This window comes from Melioribacter sulfuriphilus (assembly GCF_052656625.1).
On the sequence record NZ_JBQXXK010000013.1, the window covers coordinates 1 to 24,296 of the forward strand.

Sequence of the window (24,296 nt, forward strand, 5' to 3'; positions counted from 1 at the left end):
ACCCGGGATTAAGTTTAATTCCGGGTTTTTTGTTTTTTAAATCAGCGGGTCGGAGGCCCGCCTGAGGCGGGTAAAATTCAAGTCCTTCTGGGCCCACCAATGATAGCTAAACCCGGGATTAAGTTTTAATTCCGGGTTTTTTGTTTTTAAATCAGCGGGTCGGAGGCTGCATGTGGTGAGTAAAAATTTAAGTAACTCAAGATCATAAAAATTAAAACCGGCAATTTTTTTATACGTTTGTTTATATCTTATTTAATCTTTACAGATAGTTGAATTTAATTTAAGTAAATAAAAAACCTCATTCCTGTTAAAGAAATGAGGTTTTTTAATTTTATTGTATTGCCCATTCGTAAAGCTTATAATCGAGTTACTATTTTCAGGACATATCTTTCTTTATCATCATTAAAATGAAAATTTGTTAGATTATTTAAAAAGAGACGTCCCAGACTTTTGTCAATTCATCATTACCCTCCGGACCTTCAACATAAAGCGTTACATTGTAATCCCCTCCTTTTTCATATTGATGAATTGGGTTTTGCTCGTATGAAAAGTTACCATCGCCGAAATCCCATTTCCACTTTTTAATATTACCTATCGATTGATCCTGAAATGCAACAATCCGTTTGTCAAAATTGATTATCTTAAAATCCCAGTCTGCTTTAATTCTGGGAAGATATTCTGGCAGCATCGGCATTAATTTGAAAAGACACAAATAAGATGCATTGCCGTACATTGTATGTTCACGCGAGAGATTCCAGAATCCATTATGACTTGTTGAAGTCGAATCGTCATAATCGATAACCGCCCACGATAGTCCAATAAAATTATTTTCTTTCAGTTTTGATTCTACCGCTCTCGTAGGACCATCAGCAGGCGCATAGTCAAACAGTGTAATGTAAAATTCGAGGATCAACTTACCGGCGTCACCAGCTTTATTAAAATCATATCTGCAGGCTGAGAGAGCGTACGGGAATTCTTTTATCCATGGCTGTACACCCCACACCATACACCAATCCTTTTTACCCGGCGGTGTAAAGATATGATAGTTTTGAGCGTGCACTCCGTGCATTGACCTATGTTCGTCCTCCGGTTTAATTCTCGGATCAAGCTTAACTCTTGCAGTACCTACTGCATCTTCGCGCCAGACTTTATAATGAACATGGTCGACCAGAGGACCGCCTGATAAATCGCCGTCGACTACGACTTCGAAAATGTCGTTGTGATGATCCCTTCGTGAAAAATTCCAGAAATTGTCGTAAGCCTCATATAGAAAATAGAGTCGATTTAATCCTTTGACCCAGCCAACTTTTACCTTTACATCAAGATTTTTTTTATCAACTCTATCTTGCTTTCCTGAGTCCTCCCACAGCTGTTCTATTCCAATTGCAAATGAATCGGGTACTATTGACCAATCATTTATATTACCATCGATAACAGGAATTTTATTATGTGGAAACTGGAATATTTTAAAGGTTGTATCCTCCCGCATCTGGGGAAAACTGGATATTGTTATTAAAAGAAGCAACGATATACTTCTTAATGATGTCATCATTTCTTATTCCTATAGAAATAAAATATCGTCATATTGATCTGGATTGGCAGAATTTCCGTAAAAAGATTTAATCCTTACGTTTTCTGAATTTTCAACCTTTATGGCATTTGAGAAATATTCAGGCAAATTTTCGCCCCATTTGACCGAGGAGTTTACTATAGAAACATTTTTTGAATATTTTATACTTATTGCCGGATTGTCTCTGTATTCAATCGGTTCGTAAACTTTTGTAGGACGATTATCAAACAGGCCACCTTTGTATTTAGTCCATCGTTCGAATTTTACCGATACATTTTCTAGTGTAACATTTTCGATAATACTCTCTTTCGTGCCGTTAATACGGATGCTGTTTTCAGCTTTCCCAAAAACATTTTTCACAAGTATATTACGAATTATACCTGAATTTGTGTCAGGATTTCTCGGAATAGCTGTAAATGAAATAGCTTCTCCTCGTCCCCACCATGGGTCAGAATGATATCTCGATATAAATTCGATATTCCTGAAAGCTATATCGCTTACAATTCCGTTATCCCTGAGTTGAATGTTTATTCCTCTGCAGCTCGACTTTATCTTACAATTTTCAAAAACAACATTATTAATATTACTCGTAGTTTCTGTACCAATTTTCAGTCCAGAATCCTGAGTTTCTAGTATACAATCATAAACACGAATATCTGAAGACGCACCGTAATCTTTCTCCTGTCTGGTAGCTTTAACAACAATTGCGTCGTCGCCGCAAACAATGTCGCAATTCTTTATTTCAACTTTTCTACAATGATCGGGGTCAATACCATCGGAATTAGGTACATCCAGATAATTCCTTACCCGTATTCCATCGACAAGGACATTTTCGCATCCGAGCATATGCACGCCCCATTCGGGTGCTTTACTGAAAGAAAAATCTTTCAGTTGTAGGTTTTTGCATTCTTTCAGAATAAACATTTTCGGGCGCCATTCCTTGGGAATCCACCATTCGTTTTCTTCTTCGTAGTGTGACATAAATTCTGTGGCACGTCCTTCAATATTACCGTAACCCGATATAGTCAATCCTTCCGCTCCTTCTGCATAAAACACCGTCGAATTTTTATAATCTGATTGATTTGTACTTATTATTAGTTCGGCACCCTGATCGATAAAAAATTCAATTCCGCTTTGTAAAACAATAGTACCGATCAAAAATTTGTATCCTTCAGGGATAATAACTTTTGCATTGCCTCCGCTTGCATATGCTCTGTCAATTGCTTCCTGTATGGCTTTTGTATCGAGCGTCTTTCCGTCTCCAGTTGCACCAAATTTAAGTACGTTATATTCTTTTCCCTTTCCTCCTTTTGATGCAAAGATAAAAGGACTCAATGACGGCGAAATGGTAGTCAATGCAATGGCGCCAACAGTTTTTATAATGGCATCACGACGTTTCATAAAATTTCCCTTGTTATGTTTTTGTACAAAATATCAGACCTATAAAAAACTAACTCTATTTTACAAAAAAGAGCAGAATATTATAAATCGTATTAGACCTTAGTAATCTACTTTGTCTAAAAAAGTAATATTTAGGATGGAATAAAAATTACCGATATATCATCGTAAATAATTGAGTAAATGAGATGAAAGAAGTTAGACGGTTTATAATGATCTGCCCTTTACAAATAAATTACTTTCTCTTACTGAGTACATCTTTTTCGTAATTTTCAATTACTGTAATATAATCTTCGCCCACAGGGACGTCGTTAATAAGGCAATAATAATCGTATACAGCTCCGAATGGTTTTGTCTTCAGCAATTCAAGAAAAGCCAGGCGTTCAAAATATTGTCCGTTTTCTTCATATTCTCTAAGCTTATCAGTTGGTTCAAGCAGTGCAAAGAGAAATGCAAGTTGTGTTGCTCTTGTGCCAATGACGTATGCCCCGATGCGATTCATGCTTCCGTCGAAGAAATCGAGACCAATATTAATTCTTTTCAGAGCATTGGCTCTCACAATCTCTTCAGCTATTAATTTAACTTCGTCGTTAAAAATTACAACGTGGTCGCTGTCCCAGCGGACGCCCCTGCTGATATGCAGAAGTAATTCATCAACGAATAATAATAATGAAGAAATCTTATCCCCGATTTGTTCAGTTGGATGGAAATGACCGCTGTCGATACAAATCAATTTATTATTCTTAACTGCGTAACCGGTATAAAATTCGTGAGATCCAACAACCATCGATTCGGAGCCGATGCCAAAGAGTTTGCTTTCGAGCGAGTCTTTAAGATATTCTTTTGGAAATTCCGTTTCGAAAATTTCATCCAGCGATTTCTTTAACAGAGCGCGATGTGTTGCTCTGTCTACTGGTATATCTTTCGAACCGTCGGGAATCCAGATATTGTTAACTGAAGGTTTACCCAATTGTTTTCCTATTTCAGCAGCAATTTCTCTTGTACGTTTGACGTGTTCGATCCAAAATTTTCTGTGCTTTTCGTTTTTGCTCGATAAAGTATATCCATCTTCGGCGTATGGATGTGAAAAGCAAGTAGGATTGAAATCAATACCAATATCGAGTTTTTTTGCCCAGTCGATCCAGCTTTGAAAATGTTTTATTTCAATCTGGTCGCGGTCAACTTTTTTACCCTGGAAATCTCCGTAGATAGCATGAAGGTTAAGACGCTGTTTGCCAGGAAGCAAGCTCATAACTTTTTCAATATCAGCTTTTAGTTCTTCAAGAGTTCGGGCTTTCCCGGGATAATTTCCTGTAACCTGGATTCCTCCTCCACTCAATTCTGCATCGGGAGTTTCGAATCCGCCGACATCATCGGCCTGCCAGCAGTGAAGACTTATGTTCACCTCTTCCATTTTTTTAAGTGCTTCGTCGGTATCTACACCTAACTCAGCATATACTTCTCTGGCAATTTGATATGCCTGTTCAACTGCTTTTGGATTTTTCATTTAATCCTCCGTATTAGTGTATGATTATAATTTGATTACAAATGTGGAAAGAATTAATATCACTAAACCGACAATCAAAGTAGCAAGTGTACCGGCACCCGCATTTTTCCATTCCTTAAGCAACAAGCCCCATACATTGCTGAATAGAATATTAAGCGCCATCAAAATACTCCAGCCAAAGACAAACATTTCTTCGGGTAGTTTGCTCTGCCCCATTCCAAAGAAAAAAAATTGCAAATACCAGAGCGTTCCACCAAGGAGACTGAAAAGCAGATTATTTAGCAGTACCTGTTTATTTACATTTACATAATCGCTGAAGGTTTTGTTCTGATAATTTAGATACATGCAATAAACAAAATTCGTCACAAAACCTCCGAACATCACAATAATATATACGGGATTTACAACGAAGAGAGGGTCAGTCCCATAAGAAGCAGCAACTTTTTGAATTTCATAGCCTGCGTCGATTACACCGGGAATACCGTTAATTCCAAAATTAAAACAGGCACTCATTAAACCCGAAAGAACGGCTATCAGCAATCCTTTTTTAAGAGCAAAATCTTTTATGGCTTCCCTTCTGGCTTCCTCAGGCATATTGCGTGAACGGAGAACGCCTGCGTATCCGACGATTGCAATACCAGTCACACAGAGAGCCACACCTAATAAAATTAATCTTCCTTCATAAGTTGTAAATAAATTTCTTCCCGAGACAAAAGGTGGAATCAAAGTTCCAAGGGCAGCCGTAAAACCGAGCGCAACCGATTGTCCGAGTCCAACTCCCAGATATCTCATACTCAATCCAAATGTCAAACCGCCCACGCCCCAGAGTGCTCCAAAGATGAATGCGGCCCATACAGCATTGCCGTCAGAATTAATCAAAACGTCCAGAAGATTTGGAACTGTGAAATAAGCAAAAATCCATGGTGCCAGTATCCACGATACCACTCCTTGAACAATCCAGTACGATTCCCACGACCATTCTTTGATCTTTTTAATGGGGACATAAAAGCTGGCAGCGCATATACTGCCGAATGCAATAAGAATAATACTCATTAATGAGTCCATATTATTTATCCTTTTATTTATTAGTCCATATGAAATACCATCTCGAGAGGGACGGTAACAGGTGAATTGTCTGGATTGGTCTCCATTATGTCAGCCATATATTTCCACCATTTCTGGACAATAGGATTTGAACCCAGATCCTGCGAGGAAGAATCGCCCGCAAGTTTTTGTACGGCAAAGAGAGTATTTGTTTCTTCATCCAGAAATATTGAATAATCTCTAACACCACTTTGTAACAATAGAGTTTTTAACTCCGGCCAGATGGCGTCATGCCTTTTTTTGTATTCTTCTTTGTAGCCGGGTTTAAGTTTCATTTTAAAGGCAAATGTTTTCATAAATTCACCTCACTTATTTTTCAATTTCTCTTTTAACCTGATGATTTCAATTCCTGCATCTATTACTGAACCGATACCATGTTTTTCATTTAATCTGGCAGGACGTTCATAATAAAAAACAAGATTATCCTCAATACCTGTACCTACGCAAATATCGTTTACCTGACCATCAGACCTGATTTTATATTTTTTCAAGCCTTCCCATCCTTTAAGTGCAACGGATGCGTAGCGTTTGTCGATCCATCCCTGGTTAACCGCACGTGCTATCGAATAGACAAACATTGCCGAACAGGACGATTCGAGGTAAGAATCATTTTTATCGAGCAATTGATGCCATAGACCTTCAGGACTTTGGTATTTGGCAATGCCGAGTATCTGTCTTTCGAGGTCTTTTCTAACTTCTTCCCTGCCGGGATAATTTTCAGGTAAGATATTTAAAAGATGAACTTTAGCCATCATTACCCATCCATTGCACCTACCCCAATGTGCCACACCATTGCGTTTCACATCGCTATAGTAACAATGCCAGTATAATTCTTTATTATCATCCCACAGGTATTTTGTAAAGTTTTTAATCTGAAGGATTGCATCGTTCCAATATTTTGTATCGCCCGAGAATCTACCCATTCTTGCCAAAAACGGGACGCTCATATAAAGATCGTCTGCCCATAGTGTCATTTCGTGTGGAAATTTTCTGACCAGTGTTCCATCTTCAAGACGTTCCTGACCTTCGGAAATATGTCTGGCGGCATCTTCAATGTACTTTTTGTAGTCATCGCGTTTAACATATTCATAGACATCCATCATGCTTGCCCCCATTGCACCGCAATCGTCGAGTTCACTCATTGTCCACAATTGCCCAAATGGGAAGTTATAGTGTGGTCCATCTTTTTCTTCATTATATCTCGTCTGGAAATATTTATAATTGTCCATGCCAAAGGATACGTGCGCTGCAGCGTAATCTGCATACTTTTTATCACCGGTGAATTTAGACAGATTAATTAGAGCCATATTAATAACGCCGTTTGTATAATGCCATTCACCGAAGGGAGAAATAAACCGTAGTTGTGCCCCATCAGGAGCATCCTGGGTTGACTGATAAATTTTTCCCGTCTTCAAGTCTTTAAAACCAAGAACTCCATGTTCCACAATATAGTCGGCTACTTTTCTGATTACTTTTTCGTCTTCACTATTGACCTGTGCAAATAAGACTGAACTGCTAAATAAGATTATTGCAAAAATTAACGTTCGTTTCACAGTTTATCTCCTTTTTATTTTTTAAATAAGTAAATGTCGCTAATCTTATTACTTGAGCCAATTATCCGGAAGAGGAATGATACAAATATTCATCGATTTGCCATCTTCTGAAAGCATTGCAGATTGAATCATAATTTTAGTACCATCAGGACTGAAAGAAGGATGAGGATGATCTGCGGCTGTAGTTTTATGGCCAGCAGAGAGTAAGATCATTTCATGGGAATGTCGGTTGATTAAATAAACTTCGCGTGCAAAATTATCGCCGGCAACAAATCGCCCGTCAGAAGATCCGGTGACATGCCAGAATCCACTTCCATATGGTATTTGGCCTTCGATTATCATTTCTCGTGTCTTAATGTTTACTATTGCCAGTCCCGTCGGTTTTTCTCTTGTTCCGCAATTGCCCCATTCGATTTCCTGTCCTGGTTCGTCTATTATCGTATCGTTTGAAACGTTGCTATTATCGAAGTGAATTTTACGGTGCCCCATTATTGCGAAGGCAACTTCTTCGGGGGTAATTACTACTTCGTGAGTAACCCATTCATATGGAGCTTCTGGATAAAGTGGTCTTAAGCCAGTACCATCTGAATTTACAATCCATGTACGTTGAGGAGATTTTCCGCCAGTTTCCCAGCAGAAAATAATCTGGCCAGGCACCCAGGGATTAGTTTGAATGTGCCCAACCTGAAATGGGACTGATACTACATACTTAATTTCTCCCGTATTAATATTAATACCGGCAATACCTCCTGGACCGGCACCCATATTACGCGGGCCGAAGTTATTTTCGATTTTAGTACCTTCAGGTAGATACTGCATTGCTTTTTTTCTTCCTACACGGAACCACAGCCATTCTTCGTCTGCATCAAAAGCAAGTTCGCCGTTGGCTTCGTATTCAGCCGGAATAATTCCACAAACTTTTTGATAAAAAGATGCATCTTTCAAAGTGCCTTTTTCACTGTCTTCAAATAATCTGTCAAGTTTAACTTCGATAATTTCTCTTGGACTATTTTCGTCGCTAAATCTTTTCATATAATAGAGTTTCATCGATTTTCTGGCAACTATTAACGTTCCAACGTAACCTCCTTCGGTAACCTGTACGATATCGCCGCTTGTTTCGTTAACGGCCAGAGCTTCGCCTCTAACTCTTCTCGACCTGAAAATAATCCAATTACCGTCTGATGTCCATTGATTGTGTGTAGGATAAATTTTAGAATCGCCCGCTGCAGTGCTTGTTAAAAAAATCAGTTTTACTCCCGTAATAGGATCTTTAATCACCTTCCGTTCGGATGGAAATCTTTTTCCTATTTGTGAAAAGACATTTGAATAAAATACCCCGTTTATTATTAGAGCAAGCCATATAAATATTATTTTTGTTCTCACTTTTAATTCCAGTATGAATTAAATTATTTCAAGCGGTACACTTTAAAGTCGTCAACTTCCTGGTGCGATTTAACAGTGCGGAACCCGAAATATCCTTCGGTCAATGGTTCGCTATCTTTGTAACTAAAGTATAAATTGCCGTCGACAAAAAAACTTGTAGTACCGTTATAAACTACAATCTGTATAAAGTAGGTTTTATTAGGTTGAAGTAGATGTTTTTCGTCATTAAAGTCGTAAATGAGAGTCCGTTGGCCATTGCCCTGATATTTACGGAATCTCGTTGTTGTATTACTATTACCACCAATGCCGGCATAATAAAGGCACAGCGAATCATATGAAGAAAATGTGCCGTCGCGTGTAAACAAATTTTTATTACGTGGATCTAAAGCCATCCAGAATTGATTGAGATCTGATAATCTATCGTTGTAACCTTTGTCAACAATTACTTTTCTTTTATATTCAATCAACAAATTGCCTTCGAGTTTTTCTTTGAACCAAATAGTAGTGCCGTATTCGACATCGATACTCAATTTCCCGTTAATGATTCCGACTTTTGAAAAGGGAGATTTTTTTGTTTCAACGATCCAATTATTCAGTCCATTTTCAAAGTCGTCACTGTACAACAAATCGCCTATCTGGTATTGTTCTGTACAAAGGCTATCGCTAAATTTTTGGATAATACTTTCAGGAATTTTATCGCCCACAAGTTCAAGTAATTCAATTGCATTCAGACACCACTGTACCGTATTGTTCGTAGAAACTCCCTGAACTTCACATACAGGTTGCAAACTCTGAATACTATCGAATTTAGTTATATTGAAAACTGTACGGAAGTATCTTGGTTTTGCATCAAGAAATTCTTCCCAGGCACGGACAGCATAGACAGAATCTTTTGAAACTTTAGCATACCAGGCAGGTAATCTGGCGTACCATGAACCTGGAGTACCAAGTTCGACTTTCTTTCCGAATTCCTTCTCTATTTCCGAAACAGGTGCGCCGTATAATTTGCAAAATTGATTCCACAGTTTATTCCATTTTTCATTCTTCAATAAATTTGTTAATTCGAATGCAACTTCCGGTCCTCCCATTAATACCGAAAGATGCGCCGAACCAATATCATTGTCATTGAGACGATAGAGCTTATAAGTTTCAGGATCGTATCCAAATGCTGCATCTTTTCCAGAGAAGAAACCATACGGCATTTCGTAGAGACTATTAATACCAGTCATAATTCTGTTACGATAAATAGTATCGCCAGTTCTCTCCCATTCAGTCATCCAGTTGCCAACAAGCGCAAGCCAGTCGGGACCGAAGCGAACGTGTGTAGGATAATTACTTTTTTCTTTAATTAAACGCAAAGGGTCAATTCTTCCAATAGCTTCGTTAGCTGCGTCAGTAACTTCATGCATTATATCGCCCAACCTTTCATCGGTGGTAAGATAATAATAGAATCGATTTAATGCTGCTTGAGATATACGTACTTCTTTTGCACCGCATCCCCAATGAACAACATTATGTCTGCTGCCCAATCCTTTTAAAGGTCCGAGATGATAAACATCCACCTCGCTGTTGTGTCGTGTCATAGCCTCTGCCATTCTAAAAATGTCACTTCGGCCGGTTCTTAAAAAGCTATACCAGAGCCATAAATTAGGCATCAGTTCTGTATTAGCCCAGGCGAAGCCTCCCATATCGTACTTCCACGTATGTCGGCGACGGTCGTAACTATGTTGTATATCCCCGTAATGCCAGAAACCGTACCAGTGACGCTGCTCTACTTCCAGTTGATAATACTTGAATGCGTTTTCGAGCTGGTTTTCAATCCAGCATTTTACATTATTACTTTTATCTGGCAAACTCCATACCCCGAAGACGGGGATACTGTGTAAGTAATCAGGAGTAGCCACAAGAAGCGGAGGTTGATTGACCGTTTTTATCATTCGATGAAGGGTTTCGTAACTGGGTACATTGTCAGAAAGGAACAGAACTAATTCGCTTGTGCGGGCAACACCTGTTGCAATACTGAATCCTGGTTGAACGTCTTCGTAACTTGCATCGAGATTATGACCCCAGGCTAATGTATCGTAGTGGCGCATGTCCATTGCCTCTGCGTCTGGTGTCCACAACCAGGTTTTTAAGTGTGCTATATCTTTTTTGACATCAGATATTTCAAAAGCGGAAGGAAATGATTGCCAGAAATCTCTCAGACACACAGTCAATCCACCAGATACATCGCCGACAAAAGCCAATCCACTCGCCCGATTACCGTAACCTGCATCTATCCATGTACTTTTATCGTTTGTTCTTTTCAGGATTCTGAAGCCGTCAGCATTGAGCTGAATTAATTTATAGTCGTTCCACGAAGCCCAATTATTTATGAGGAATTGCTGTTGTTTTGAAAGCGAATCCGGCTCCGGAATTCGTAGACCTCTTAGCTGTCTGTCGTAATATTCTTCTCTGCGGTCTAACGGATATCTCCCGCTCAATGGCTGACATGGCTCATCCCACAATCTACCATTGTCACCAGAAAATCGAATATGTCGATTGTACAATTGTTCGTCGAGCGGGATATCAAACACAAATCCCAATCCTTTTATGAAATCTACATTCTGATCACCATCATAAATTATTGTATGAACAATACGCATCGATTGTTGCCCTGCATAGAAATAGAGTCGCACAATAAATGGTAACCAGCTTCTGTTTCTCGATTCAGAATGATGTTTACCTTCAATTTTTATTACTGCTCTCACTGGACCATTCTGTTCTATTGTTACCTTTTCAATCATTCCTACAAATCTTTCAATAGACGGTTGCTCTCCATATTCTTTAGAAGAACCATTTTGCAATAAGCATATTAAACTTCCGCTACTTGAAATCAATTTATTATTATATAGAATTTGTTTAATCAATCGAGTACCACTTTTGGGTACTCTACATTCTATAACACCTGTATTAATTTCAATATCGTTATCGTTTTCATTCACTATTACTTTTTGTTTCGTAAGTTCTTCAGTAATATCTTCATTTAACATTAAGTGTAATGAAGAACCGACACTCGGTGTGACAACAGTGCTCAAGCCGATCCATTTCAACGTACCGTCTGGCCAATAAGCCAATGGCCAGAATTGAAGCGGTAAGGTTTTACCGGATTCATCCTTTAAAATAAATTTTGCGGATGTATCGATTTTACCTTCAGGAAATGGTACACCCCAGCTAACTCCAGTTGAAAATTCAGGAGGAGCATTGTCTAACCATTTTAGTTTTACCGATTTGAAATCCTGTGCATCTGCTAAACCAAGGTAGAGGCTATGAATAATTATAAAAAGTGATACATTAATTATTCTATTGATGCAGACCTCGTAAACAAAATCGATTTTTTTCATGATATCTTATTTATCGTTGAATAGTTATTTCATATAAACTAATTTTTCCATAAAAACTTTATTAGCTTTTTTGTATCGTATAATTATTTTGAGTAGATAAACACCGTTAGATAAATACTTCCCTTGATAATTTATTTTATGGAAACCAGCGTTAAGCGTTTTATTGAGAAAGGTTTCTATTAATTGACCTTGCAAATCATAAAGTTCAATTCTAACATCGCTTATTTCTGGTAAACTAAATGAAATCGTTGTTTGAGGATTGAATGGATTTGGATATGCAGGATAAACTACTGCTTCTGCAGGAACATTCGATGTATACGATGAAATATCTGTAATGTCACCTGCCATTTTATATATTTCACTCCCGGCAAGCAGGAAAGCTCCAAGTCCATAGTCTTCAAAATTTGGAGCTTTGTCGTAAGTAACTGGTTGACCATCGGATGGTTGTTTCCCTGTACTTTGAACGTAACCTAAAAATCCGTTTTCATGGAGTGCATCTTCAGAAAGCGCAATCCAGCCTTTGATTGCTGATTGTTTGTAAGTCGGAGCGCTCAATAACCCTTTATTAATACCCCAGGCTAAGCCAAACGTAAACAACGCCGTTCCCGATGATTCTTTTCCACCATATTCGCTGGGATCGTGTAAGCTTACATTCCAGAATCCATCTTCTCGCTGGACACTAATTATTGCTTCTGCCATTTCGATAAATGTTTCAATGTACTCATCTCGATGAGGAGCGTTTTCTGGAAGTACATCCAGGACGCGAGCGAGTGCTGCAAAGACCCAGCCGTTTCCTCTTGACCAGTAAGTATCTTCACCATTTGGAGATTTGTGGGGCGGGTCGAAGTTTTTATCCCGCCACCATAAATGATCAATTTTATTGTACAAACCCGAATCACCTTCAACAGTTTTTGTGTGCATATACATTTCATACATTCGATTAAAATATGTCGTATCGTTATAGATAGTACCAAGTTTTGCAAATACAGGCATTGCCATATGCAAAGCATCAATCCACCACCAATCGTTAATCTCAGGACTGTTAATCATATTGTCGATGACAGATTTAATTTTCTCGATTCGTTCCGGCTTCGGATCAATTTGATATAACTCAATGTAAGTTTGACCGCAGGCTTGATTATCAGCATTACGAGTCGTAGTGCCTCCGTACGCAGGTTCCCAGTTGTGACTTTCTGCCCATTGAACTGCATAGTTATAAAACTTTTCGTCAGGATCAATTCTGTATAATGCCATTAATCCTTCGTAATACGTAGCACGAGTCCATATATTGCTTGGTCTTCTTTTGTCTGTAACAATGTCAATAGTTGGGTCCGGCCATTTATTCATAAAATATTCATTAGCCAGGAGCATCTTTCCAAGTATGACAGATCTATCGGGTAAGTTTTGAGCTATTAAACTTGTGGTACTTATACAAATCAATAAGAAGAGAGAACGAATAACTCGTAGTTTAATGTAAAAGAGAAAATAATTATTAAAATTTTTTTTCATAATATATGATAAGATTGTCATGCCAGGCTGTGCCTTAGATTTCACAACCTGGCGTTGAAATAGGACTGGCTACTTCAAAAGCATAAGTTTTTTTACACTGATAAAATCATCTGCTTCGATGCGATAGAAATATACTCCAGATGAAAGATTGGCTGCATTGAACTGAACCGAGTAGACTCCAGGATCATACTCCGCATTTACAAGTTGATGAACAAATCTACCCAATAGATCATAAATCGTAATTTTAACATTACTTTTTTTCGGCACTGAAAACTTAATAGTCGTTGTAGGATTAAACGGATTGGGATAATTTTGTTCTAAAGTATAGGTCTTTGGTAGATTATTTTTTTCATTGACTGAGACAGGTTTTGGTACCTTTCCAAGCGAAGCCATACGAACTATCTCATTTTGAATTACCTGTCCGCTAACCTTTGTATAATTATAGAAATTGAACAAAGAAGCATTTCCAGTGGTAGCGTAGGCATGGTCGTTACCATTACCAATCAAAGTCCGATATCCAGCCGGCATGTCGCCTGAACCATTATAAAATTCGACCCACGGTTCCCATCGAACAAAGAGTACATTATTATTTCCAGCATCTCTTGCTAATACAGTGCCGTTACCACCATCTGACGTCTCCAGGTAATCATAAGGCGAAGTAGCCCAGGGCAAAGTGCTATCGGAAGAAAATACAATCCCCTGGAAAACAGGATCGTCTGGTAATTCTATCTTGGCTTTTAGAGTATCACCTGCGACATCAAAGGTTGTAACAGTTGCTGTAGGCAACCAATTTAATCTATTATTACGAGCAACCCATGGATGCAGGAGTAATAAAGGAGAGGTAATACTATTCCATGCCTCTTTATGAGTTGAACCAAAGTCTGCACTTGCACCAGAGCGCCCGATAATGACTAAATCAACTGAATTCAATGTATCAATCAAGCCCTGAGAAGCATTTTCCAATGCTGCAGAATAAAGTGTGTAAACTTTATACCCCATTTCCAATAAATTATTAATTACTGGCTGGTCTGCACTTAGATTTGTAATTGGGTCGATATTATCCGCCTTAGTTATTAGAGCAATTGTTTTACCCAGGCCGACTGGTCGGGGTGGTGGTTCAGGTAAATTTACCATTCTTTCAACTTCTCTCAGATATACCTGTTTAGCTTCTGGAGTAAAGTTATAATAATTAAAGGGACCTGCATGGTCGTTACCGTTACCAATTAAAGTACGGTATCCTGCTGGCATATCACCTGCACCATCATAAAATTCTACCCATGGTTCCCATCGAACGAATAAGACATTTGACGTTCCGGCTTCACGTGCAAGAACAGTTCCGTTTCCGCCACTGGTTGTTGCCATAAAATCATAAGGAGATACAACCCAATTCATGGTACTATCTTCTGCAAGTGTTATACCTGCAAATACGGGGTCAGCCGGCAATACAATTTTGGCTTTTATAGTATCCCCAGCATTATCATACGAAGTGGTTGTACCAGTAGGCAACCAGTTCAAACGATTGTTGCGCGCAGCCCACAAATGGAGTAGCATAATCGGTGCTTTGATATTATTCCAGGCAGTTTTATGAGAACCGCCGAAATCACCGCTTGCACCTGAACGACCGATAATTACCAGATCTGCTGAATTTAAACTGTCCAGTAAACCTTGAGACGCAGTTTCAAGAGAATTTGTATAAACTGTAAAAACTTCATAACCTGCAGCTATCAAGTCATCGATAAAAGGCTTATCCGCATTCTCATTAGTTGCCGGGTCAATTTTGTCGGGAAGACTCACAAAAGCAATTACCTTCGGAAGCCATTCAGTATTAATGTTAGGATCGAAAGTCTCGCTGGAAGTTATGATGATATGGTCAAGCATGGCATTTGGCTCTCGCCCGAAGAAATCGATAGAATGTACACCTACAGAATCAATGATAAAAGGAGCACTCCCTTTATGCCACGACCATGAACCTCGCGGTTGGCCGGATACCTGTCCAATAACTTTTCCATCAACGCCATAGAAGAAAGAATCGCTATTGCCGTCGGGGAAAAATACATACGCCCAAATATAATGCGTGCCTGTATCAACAAAGTTAACATAGTAAGATAATTTAATATTGATTGTCTCGGCGTTGCTTGTACTACCGTCACCTTTAGCCATATATGCGCGCATATAACCCTGACCCATAAAGCCTTCGATAGAATCCTCCAATGCAAAAGTGTCACCAACTTTAGCCTCCAGACCAGGTCGATATACATCGTACTTTTCTGCTGGCATCACTACCAACCCGAGTGAATCACTTCTTTGCACAAATTGTGCGTTCAAAGCACTTATGCAAAGCACAGAGAACAATAAGAAAAGAAACGTGAACCTATGCTTCATAACCCCTCCTCGTTAATAAATTAGTTATTATTTTTTTTGATATGAATTTAGAAAGGCATTTCAAGAGAACTATATCTCTTAAATTAAATTCATATTTTGCGCCCTTGACGGTGTTATAGTTAGAAATCTATTTCACTGGTTTTAAATCGTCTGTGGATTGTTTTGTATGGAAATCAATAGCTGGTGGGCGATCTTTCTTTTCAAACAGTTCTTCGATGATTGAATAATCCACTTTGTATTCGGGATTAAATTTATTTGACAGCATATATTTTGTTATACTATAGAGTAATTGCCTTGCCACCGGTCGTTCATTTAAGTTATTCTGTAAATCCGCACTGCACACCATAATTTTTCCATTCTCAACCCGCGCTTCAAATAACACTGCCAATCTTCTATTCAAAAACCAGGTATCGATTGTTTGTATTAAAGGTTTAAATTGAGGTGGAAATAATTCAAGGTTCATTACCTGTTGACGATTGAGAATTTCCCACCATTGGAGATTACTATGAAAATCCGTGGGGAAATATGAAAATACCGGATGCTCAGGGTTGCATAGGATTCCAAGCGTATGTGGCGGTCTCATTTTAAACCATGAAGTATTCCAGAAGACGGGATTTAAATACTGAACAACATCCTTCCCATTTTCAACTTTCCCAGCCGCAAATAAAAATACTTTTCCGCCTTTAATTAAGACCGATTTGGCTTCAGCATCAAGTTTATCCGTAAAATAAATTTCACTGTGATCTATTTCAGGAAGTTCAGATGGATAGACCCAGAAATCCCAGCTGTTTTTGTATTGACCAATCGAAACTTCAAGAGTAAGTTTTATTGCAGAATTAAATTGTGAAAGTGGAAAAGTAATACTGCCCAGTTTAGTACAATTATCTATTGGAATATCTGTCGTATTTAATTTCCCTTCAGCAATAGTATTCATCTCTGAATCAATCAATTTCCATTGAGGTGTAACATTCAATAATTGATGCTTGCCGAAATGAAAAGCTTCGATATCAGCCTGGAATATTTCATTGTTATAAAAGACGAATTTTGGAATTCTTGCTAAAGGTACAGTTTCCCCGAAAAATTGTTTGAATTTCTTTGCGTCGATATATCCTTTTTCGTCCCAGAATGCGTCGAGTAGACCAACGAGTGCAGTTCCCTGTCCGGGATAATCGTTAAGAGCAAGCAATTGTATACCGGCTAAACCTTTTGTGCGGAGCGCTGCCTCAATTTCAGCTTTGTAAGAAATCACCTGTAATTTCCCCGAAGCCATTAAAAATTCCTGAGCCATGTCACCCATATGATTCTTTTCTAATAGTTCTTTAAACAATTCAAAATTCTTGGCTTTATATACCCCAGTATATTTTTTTATTTCATTAAAGTTTGGGAAGACACAGTGCTGCCCCATTTCATGAACTACATAAGGGACAGAATAATTTTCGATTCTTTTAGAATAATCGAATAAACTACTGGGGCGTTGATCCCATGGAAGTCCTCTCGGTTCAGAGCGAACAATAAATTGACTTTCCGGAACGAGTGGCCAGCTCTTACCAATTGAAGCAGATGTATAGACGTGGCGATTGTCAATCGATTTCCAATAATTGACAAGATTCCCGAGGTACTGAACCTGGTTTTTACCGGCAGGTTCATTCCCGTAAGCCATCATACAAAAAGAAGGATGATTTCCATAAGTATCTAATATACGTTTGGTTTCTTCATAGATATACTGGTCAATTGGCAAACCATCGCCTAATGTAACTCCGTGATTAGCCCAGCTGGGACCTTCAACCTGAAGATAAAATCCTAACTTATCTGCAGCATGGAATGCGGCTTCGGGCGGACACCAAGAGTGAAATCTCATATGGTTTAGACCAAAATCTTTACAAATCTTGAATATCCTTTCCCACGATTCAACATCTGTAGGTGGATAACCTGTTAAAGGGAATACACAATTTTCAACCGTTCCCCTTAAAAATACTGGTCGATTATTAATTTTGAAGCGGGTACCATTAATTGTAAAAGCTCTCATTCCAAATTGAATTTCTTTTTCGTCTATATTACCCGATTCATCAATTAACTCTATCGTCATTTTATAGAGAGCTGGATTGAATTCATCCCATAATTGAATATTCTCTCCCATCGGATAAATTATCTCAACGTCAGTCTTCCCTTTATTAATTTTAATATCTCTGATCAAAGGAGCTACTTCATCTACTTTTTCAGTATTAAATGATTTTGCTTTTAATACAATCTTTGCAGCTCTCTCTTTCTCAGTAATATTAGATAATACTGCTCTTACAGCTACGGTTTTATTATTGATATCAGGGAAAAGTTTAATGTCATAAAAAGACACTGGAGAAGTTGAACTGAGATAGATATCGCCCACGATTCCATTCCAGTTCCCCTGAGTTTGATCGGTAATACTGTGTGAATCGGGTCCTACATTAATTTCTTTAATTCTATTATCCACACGAATAGTAAGCAGATGACGACCTGGTGTCAATTTATGCGATAAATCGTACCTGTGTGGTGTTGAAAGACTATTTTGCATTCCAATTTCAATGCTGTCAATCCAGAGCGTCGTTTCCCAATGAGGGCGTTCTAAAAACAATTCTATTTTACGACCTTTCCAATCATCCGGGATTTTTACTTCGAGCTGGTACCAGGCAACTCCAACATAATGTTTATTGGGTGTAAGCCAGAATGGAAATTTCAGGTTCTCTTTTTCCCTATATTTTGCCATATCGGGTCGAAAATACCACGAACTGTCGTAAATGCTACCTGTCCATATTGTATTAACTGAAAGATCATCTCCTTTGTTGTTATCTCTCATCGAACCGGGTAGAATAATAACATCCGTAAATTTTGTTTGATACCATTTTTCTTTGACACCAATATCTTCCCGGTCAATTTGAAAGTTCCACTTTCCTTTTAACCAGATGGTATCGTTATTTGATGGTCTGGCGTTGATAATCACCGAGAGAATTGATATCGAACATAAAAAAATTAATGAACTTACAAGTTTTCTTGACATGTTATTCATAACTCTCTACTATATTAGTTAATAATTAATTTACAATGATGTGATAAGATAGAGAAAGAATATTAGCATATTCAGTAGATAATAATTCTGCTAATAGATAAACCAGGATCGAGAAGCGACAGCTGTAGCTTGACCATGCTATTCACGTTTAGATTAAATTCCGTTCTGGCAGAAGCAAAACCCCTGAGAACATTCAGACTCCACTCCGCAGTTCCAGAGATCGTGTTTACGTCGATGATATCGATAAGGCGATTATCTATCGATATTGCCGTGCGAAGTCCGCGTGTCTCATTTACGGAATGCGTCGGCAAACAGATTAATTCAATAATATGCTTGCCTGATGGAAGTTGCAATTGAATGGAGGCAGTTGGAGCATCTAACGCATTTCCTTCGTCATAGATGGGGCCAGTAAAGTTTTTCCATGACAGACTTTCGCCGTCGATTCCCAATCCTGGCAGGAGGCATAATTTTGTTGTATCAAATTTTAATTCTCTGACATAAATAATTTTTATCGGTTTTAGTCGGTTATCCTTTGAAACGGATTTATAAAAATTATTCATTGAATCCGGCGCATTAAAAACTGGTCGATTACGAGGATTCATAGAGATCATACCGTTCCATTTGCCATTGGCAATTTTAGTATTATAAATATCTGTCAGTTTCTTTATTTCATTGTAAGCACGGCTAGCCTTCTGGTAATCTCCCATTCGAGCATAAAATATTTTTTCATTCATGTATGCAGCACTTAAAATGGGATAGAGGATTAATTCAAAATAAGCATTCTGGAGACGTTCTGGAATTATTTCCTTCAAGCTTCTGGCTTTACGTGCAATCTTCTGATACGTTGCAAGACGTTCTTTAACTTCATTTTCTGTAAAATCGATTTTATCGAGATGTTCAGGTTTTCCGGAGGCTGCCAATCGATAATATAAAGTTTTTATTTCAGCTATTTCTTTTGCGTATTCTTTCCCGAAAGTTTTTGATGCCCAATATTCAATATATTTTTCTGAATTTACTGGATTCCACGAATTGATATCCCATGCTAAATCCATAGCAAATTCAATTTCCATTTCGGCAGGTTTAATATCGCCTACATTAAAGATCCATAGACGATCAGCGCCGTATTCATAAGCTTTACTCATTTCATAAGAAATAAGAGAAGGAGATGTTGAACACAACCAGAGATAGTCTTCAGGGTAGCCCCAGTAGGATAAATGGTAATAGACTCCGCTTCTTCCGCTTCTTTTTTGTTCTTCAGATGTCGAGAGTTTGCGAATATAGCCGTAATTATCGTCAGCCCAAACAATCGTAACATCGTCTGGTATTTTTGCGCCAGCATAATAGAGATCGAGCACTTCTTTGTAGGGACAGAATATTTGAGGAATTTCAGCAGCATCTTTTTTGAAATGTTTGGCCAGTAAATCTCTCTGATCTTCTATCACTTTATTCAGGAGTTCAACTTTATCCTCTAATTTGTCAGGTCCGGGCATACCGCTATCGTGAATTCCACGCATCCCGATGGTTACTACAGTTTCCAGATTTAAATACGCTAATTCTTTGATTCTGTCTTCCCAGTATGTTTTAATCTCGTCGGAATTAGTATCGTAACGCCATTCGCTAGGTTCTTTTCCGTACTCATTGATAAAATTATTATTCCATTCATCCACATTATTCCTTAGCATCGGCTCGGCGTGACTTGAACCAAGGACTATATTATATTTTTTAGCCATTAAAGGATTTGCTTTGTAGTAGAAAAATGCTTTCGTGCATGGATGCATTGCAGGCCAAATAAAATTTGCTTTGAGTCTCAGCAGAAGCTCGAAAATACGGGCATATGTTTTAGGACCAATATCCTTAATATCGGTATCTATATTCTTAGCAGCCCACGGCTGCAAACCCCAGTCTTCGTCATTGAGAAAAATTCCGCGATATTTTACTGAAGGCGGCCCCATTACAATTTTATCGATCGATATTTCAAGTTCTTTTTGCTTTTGCGGCAACACATCAGCCCAGTAAACCCAGGGTGAAATTCCAAGAAGTCTGGACAATTCGAATATGCCAAAAGCTGTTCCGCGCGGGTCGCTACCACAAACTACAAGTGCCTGGTTTAAACCATATAAGGGATTATTTATTTTTTGAATTACAAAGCTCTCCCATTTGCCTTCAATTGATGCAACAGATAATTTTCCCGTTGCCTTAATACTGTCGATGATTTTTGATTTCCCAATTGTACCCACAATAATTGCTGACTCATCATTGACTTCTAAATTGTTATGAATATCAGGCATTATATCGGTAATTAGTTTTATATCATTTGCCAGTGCAACTGCACAATTATAAACTACTTCAGCATCGTTCTTATCATAGATGATTGGCACACTATTTCCTTTAGATACAATTCGGAAATTGCCGCTTCCAAAATTGTTGTAGCTCAGTGCAAAATTCGAATTTGTAAGAAAGCAAAAGAGAAGAGGTACTAAACCAATTTTAGCTAAACAAGTTAATCTTCTGGAATAAAATAACATCACAATTTTTTTAATATGCCCATATAAAATTTATTTATCTCTGATAAGTTAAAAATAATACGAAGGGTATACTCATTATTCAGCAACAAGACCAATTAATTTTACTGGACCAACCAAACCTGAATCCAGCGGTTCCCAGTTTTGGGCAGTGAACAAACCATTTTCATCCATGTTTTCTCTTTCATGAGCAGCAAAGTTTATATTGTAAAATTTTTTGTAATTAATTTTATTTCTATCCATGTAGATAATTCTATTTGCCATCAAATTTGTCACTAATATTTCGAGAGTATTTATTTCTCTTAGTTTTTCTAAATCAATAACAACACGATACTGAGGTCCAACAAGTGTTGATAACTTGTGACCGTTAAGAAAAACAACAGCCGATTGAAAAACTTTACCGAGATCCAGTTGAATTGCATCAGTAGCAAAATCTGGCTTTGCGAATGTGATTGTATATTTTGCAGTACCGGAGAACCATTTTAGCTCGTCAGAAAATTTTGTCCATGTATCCAGTGTATGAGTAGACATTGAATCCGGTAAAGTGGGGACTCCTTTAACAAAAGTTACTTTCCATTCGCCGTTTAATTCAACGGTATCTTTTGTTGCACGATAGAATTTATATTCATCGACGTTTTGACTGTTTGAATACCACTGCAAAATTATAGATTCACCTTTGTCGAGTTTAAGATAGACATCTGCAAATTCATTGTTGACGACTTTCACTTTTGCTTTTCCAAACTTTCTTTCCATCGGGTTGAACCAGAGGGCATCACTCCCACTCCTTCGTATTCTGACCCACTTATCAAATTCATTATCGCTCCAGTTACTAATAAAATAACAGAGCCCCTCCTTACGTTTAACTCGATTAAACCAGAGTCCTTCTTTCAATAAATTTTCTGGCTTAATATTTATATCATTCAAAACTTCCTGAATATTTTCAGCTATAATTAATCTTCCTCTTCCTAATTTGCTTAGAAGGCATTGGTCAGCTTTTTCAAATTTAATATTGCTTTTGAGTTTCTCGAATCTTTTTCTTCGCTCTGCGAGGTTATGAAGGCCGGGTACGTCAGCAGGTAAGTTTTTACTAAATACTACTGTTGCTCCTGCTTTAGTTAATTCAATAATTTTTTTGAAGGTATTAAGCGGTAAAAAAATTGTCTCAGGAATTATTAAGACTCTGTATTCTGCAAAATTAGCGGATACAATCTTACCGTTCTTTACCGACAACATTCGCAATAGATTATCGGAAACAAAGTCAAACTGATACCCTTCATTCAAAAACAAATTGCTAAGCCGTTTTAGGTCCTCTGTTAATTCATCATTATTTGTGCCCAGATGTTTTAATAAATTTCCATCTTGTTTTGACCAGATATCATAAATAGGGAAATAGAGTAAAATATCGTTATCAGGTCTGGAGGATTGTAGAAATGCCTGACAATTGGCTACATAAGAATTTACAGCTTTAAGGTCGTCCCACCAGGTATTTGTGGGTGCAAAATGGACAGAGGCGTAAAAGAGCCGTCCAGGCCAGTCTTCTGATTGTGGTGAATACGGCGTGCCGTGATAAACCAGATGATTGACACCATTTGCAAAATAGCGATCGAAATTTTTTTTAACATCCGATAATGTCGATAAAAAATGCTCGTTTAGCCATGTAGCAGCTTCAGCAGAGATTAATTGTTTACCAGATAGATGCCCTGCTGAAGTAGCAAGTTTAATTCGTAGAGGCAAGGTGCCTTCGGTTTCTGGAATATCGCTTGCCGCATAAAGGTCAAGAACATTTGCCGGCGAACCATGTGCTTGATTACGGACAACTGAGTTATAATTACGGGACCATTTTTGCCAGACTTTAGTAAAACGCTTCAATAGTAAATCGGAAACAGTTTCTCTGAAATCAGTGAGCACTCGAGAATTCATCTCATCAGAATCTTTTCCGAAAAGAGCAGGTAAATAGTTCTTCAGGTCGTAGCCTCTCAAACTTTTAAATTCCTCGAACATAAGTGGAGTCCAGTTCGCTTCGCCTATGGCATCGTCTACCTCGTAAGAATCGTTGAAAAATGCTCTTATACCGTCAAGATTTTTCCCTTTTGCATTTTTATCAAATTGCTCTAAAAAATGCTTAAGCGCTTTTTCTGAAAAATGGTCGATTACATTTCCTTCTCCTCCTCTACTTGCTCGCTCTACCATTTTACCGTGCCATCCTTGAAAGAGTGCATAAATTTCCCAATTCCCTTCAGGAGCTGTCCAGAGTAATTTACCACTTTTGTCAACTCTATTTGTTATGTCGAGCATTGCACCGTTACTGTTGTAAGCAATCAGTGCAATTAAAGGCAATTTCCTTTCGAAGCGTACTTGATCCAGCGCTAACTCTTGTAAATTCGGATTTGCATTGATTGGGAATTTTATCTCCGAAATATCAACTTTGCGTCCTACGGCTCTAACTAACGGTTCCTGAATAAATTCTATCTCTTCTTTTAATTTTTCTCCTCCTTTCAAACTATAAATTTTATACTGGATATTCTTACAAGCATCTTCCTCAGAAATCCAGGGACCGCCAAAAGGCCATCCGGATGCATTGGCAACATCAACTCCAAGTCCCAATTCTTTAGCTTCATTCAAAGTATATTTCAAAATATCGATCCATTCCGGAGTCAAAAACTTTATATCATAATCTTCGTAGCCTTTTACACCATAAATTGCAGTTATTTCAACGCCTCCGAAGCCGGCTTTGCTCAATTCTTCCATATTAAATTTCAGGTCATCCTTTGTAACTGCGCTCCCGTGCCACCACCATCTTGTCCATGGTTTTGTAGTATAATTTATTTCAGGCCATAAATCTTTTTGTCCTAAACTGATTTCATTGCGCAAAAAAAAGATTACAACAATTAATAAAAAGAAGAAGAAATCACCACTATGAGAATTATACTTAGTCATATTAATTC

The 24,296-nt window shown here is 38.1% G+C and carries 13 protein-coding genes; all 13 read right to left on the reverse strand.

Translation table 11 applies throughout. The features are described from left to right. Positions 1 to 427 precede the first annotated feature (427 nt). Entirely contained in the window at positions 428 to 1,552 is a 1,125-nt protein-coding gene (locus ACUN8G_RS13815; RefSeq protein ID WP_437347807.1) for a PKD domain-containing protein, read from the reverse strand. Positions 1,553 to 1,561: 9 nt separating this feature from the next. After that, a complete protein-coding gene (locus tag ACUN8G_RS13820) occupies positions 1,562 to 2,971 on the reverse strand; it encodes a glycoside hydrolase family 28 protein (RefSeq protein ID WP_437347806.1) in 1,410 nt (469 codons plus the stop codon). 232 nt (positions 2,972 to 3,203) lie between these two features. Further along, positions 3,204 to 4,475, reverse strand: coding sequence for an L-rhamnose isomerase (locus ACUN8G_RS13825; protein WP_437347805.1), 1,272 nt, complete (start codon positions 4,473 to 4,475; stop codon positions 3,204 to 3,206). A 24-nt stretch (positions 4,476 to 4,499) separates the two neighbouring features. Beyond that, positions 4,500 to 5,540 (reverse strand): L-rhamnose/proton symporter RhaT, encoded by a 1,041-nt coding sequence (locus ACUN8G_RS13830; protein ID WP_437347804.1) that lies wholly within the window; start codon positions 5,538 to 5,540, stop codon positions 4,500 to 4,502. A gap of 20 nt (positions 5,541 to 5,560) precedes the next feature. After that, positions 5,561 to 5,875, reverse strand: a complete 315-nt coding sequence (gene rhaM, locus ACUN8G_RS13835) for an L-rhamnose mutarotase (protein ID WP_437347803.1) — start codon at positions 5,873 to 5,875, stop codon at positions 5,561 to 5,563. Between the two features lie 9 nt (positions 5,876 to 5,884). After that, positions 5,885 to 7,132: a glycoside hydrolase family 88/105 protein gene (locus ACUN8G_RS13840; RefSeq protein WP_437347802.1), complete on the reverse strand. Its 1,248-nt coding sequence runs from the start codon at positions 7,130 to 7,132 to the stop codon at positions 5,885 to 5,887. 48 nt (positions 7,133 to 7,180) lie between these two features. Beyond that, positions 7,181 to 8,515 (reverse strand): beta-propeller domain-containing protein, encoded by a 1,335-nt coding sequence (locus tag ACUN8G_RS13845; RefSeq protein ID WP_437347801.1) that lies wholly within the window; start codon positions 8,513 to 8,515, stop codon positions 7,181 to 7,183. A 23-nt stretch (positions 8,516 to 8,538) separates the two neighbouring features. Beyond that, the gene (locus ACUN8G_RS13850) at positions 8,539 to 11,898 is read right to left on the reverse strand and encodes an exo-rhamnogalacturonan lyase family protein (RefSeq protein ID WP_437347800.1); all 3,360 of its coding nucleotides are present in this window, start codon (positions 11,896 to 11,898) and stop codon (positions 8,539 to 8,541) included. A gap of 24 nt (positions 11,899 to 11,922) precedes the next feature. After that, a complete protein-coding gene (locus tag ACUN8G_RS13855) occupies positions 11,923 to 13,407 on the reverse strand; it encodes a glycoside hydrolase family 88 protein (RefSeq protein WP_437347799.1) in 1,485 nt (494 codons plus the stop codon). Between the two features lie 69 nt (positions 13,408 to 13,476). Further along, the gene (locus tag ACUN8G_RS13860; RefSeq protein WP_437347798.1) at positions 13,477 to 15,789 is read right to left on the reverse strand and encodes a T9SS type A sorting domain-containing protein; all 2,313 of its coding nucleotides are present in this window, start codon (positions 15,787 to 15,789) and stop codon (positions 13,477 to 13,479) included. A gap of 127 nt (positions 15,790 to 15,916) precedes the next feature. Next, positions 15,917 to 18,829, reverse strand: coding sequence for an exo-beta-1,4-galactosidase (locus tag ACUN8G_RS13865; protein WP_437347797.1), 2,913 nt, complete (start codon positions 18,827 to 18,829; stop codon positions 15,917 to 15,919). Positions 18,830 to 18,900: 71 nt separating this feature from the next. Further along, entirely contained in the window at positions 18,901 to 21,207 is a 2,307-nt protein-coding gene (locus ACUN8G_RS13870; protein WP_437347796.1) for a glycosyl hydrolase 115 family protein, read from the reverse strand. Between the two features lie 222 nt (positions 21,208 to 21,429). Then, a complete protein-coding gene (locus tag ACUN8G_RS13875; RefSeq protein WP_437347795.1) occupies positions 21,430 to 24,288 on the reverse strand; it encodes a glycosyl hydrolase in 2,859 nt (952 codons plus the stop codon). Between the last annotated feature and the right edge of the window lie 8 nt (positions 24,289 to 24,296).

Bases quoted from the DNA above. Each gene is read 5' to 3' on its own strand.
- ACUN8G_RS13865 (WP_437347797.1), bottom strand. From the start codon at position 18,829: ATGAATAACATGTCAAGAAAACTTGTAAGTTCATTAATTTTTTTATGT.
- ACUN8G_RS13850 (WP_437347800.1), bottom strand. From the start codon at position 11,898: ATGAAAAAAATCGATTTTGTTTACGAGGTCTGCATCAATAGAATAATT.
- ACUN8G_RS13825 (WP_437347805.1), bottom strand. From the start codon at position 4,475: ATGAAAAATCCAAAAGCAGTTGAACAGGCATATCAAATTGCCAGAGAA.
- ACUN8G_RS13830 (WP_437347804.1), bottom strand. From the start codon at position 5,540: ATGGACTCATTAATGAGTATTATTCTTATTGCATTCGGCAGTATATGC.
- rhaM (WP_437347803.1), bottom strand. From the start codon at position 5,875: ATGAAAACATTTGCCTTTAAAATGAAACTTAAACCCGGCTACAAAGAA.
- ACUN8G_RS13820 (WP_437347806.1), bottom strand. From the start codon at position 2,971: ATGAAACGTCGTGATGCCATTATAAAAACTGTTGGCGCCATTGCATTG.
- ACUN8G_RS13860 (WP_437347798.1), bottom strand. From the start codon at position 15,789: ATGAAGCATAGGTTCACGTTTCTTTTCTTATTGTTCTCTGTGCTTTGC.
- ACUN8G_RS13855 (WP_437347799.1), bottom strand. From the start codon at position 13,407: ATGAAAAAAAATTTTAATAATTATTTTCTCTTTTACATTAAACTACGA.
- ACUN8G_RS13875 (WP_437347795.1), bottom strand. From the start codon at position 24,288: ATGACTAAGTATAATTCTCATAGTGGTGATTTCTTCTTCTTTTTATTA.
- ACUN8G_RS13815 (WP_437347807.1), bottom strand. From the start codon at position 1,552: ATGATGACATCATTAAGAAGTATATCGTTGCTTCTTTTAATAACAATA.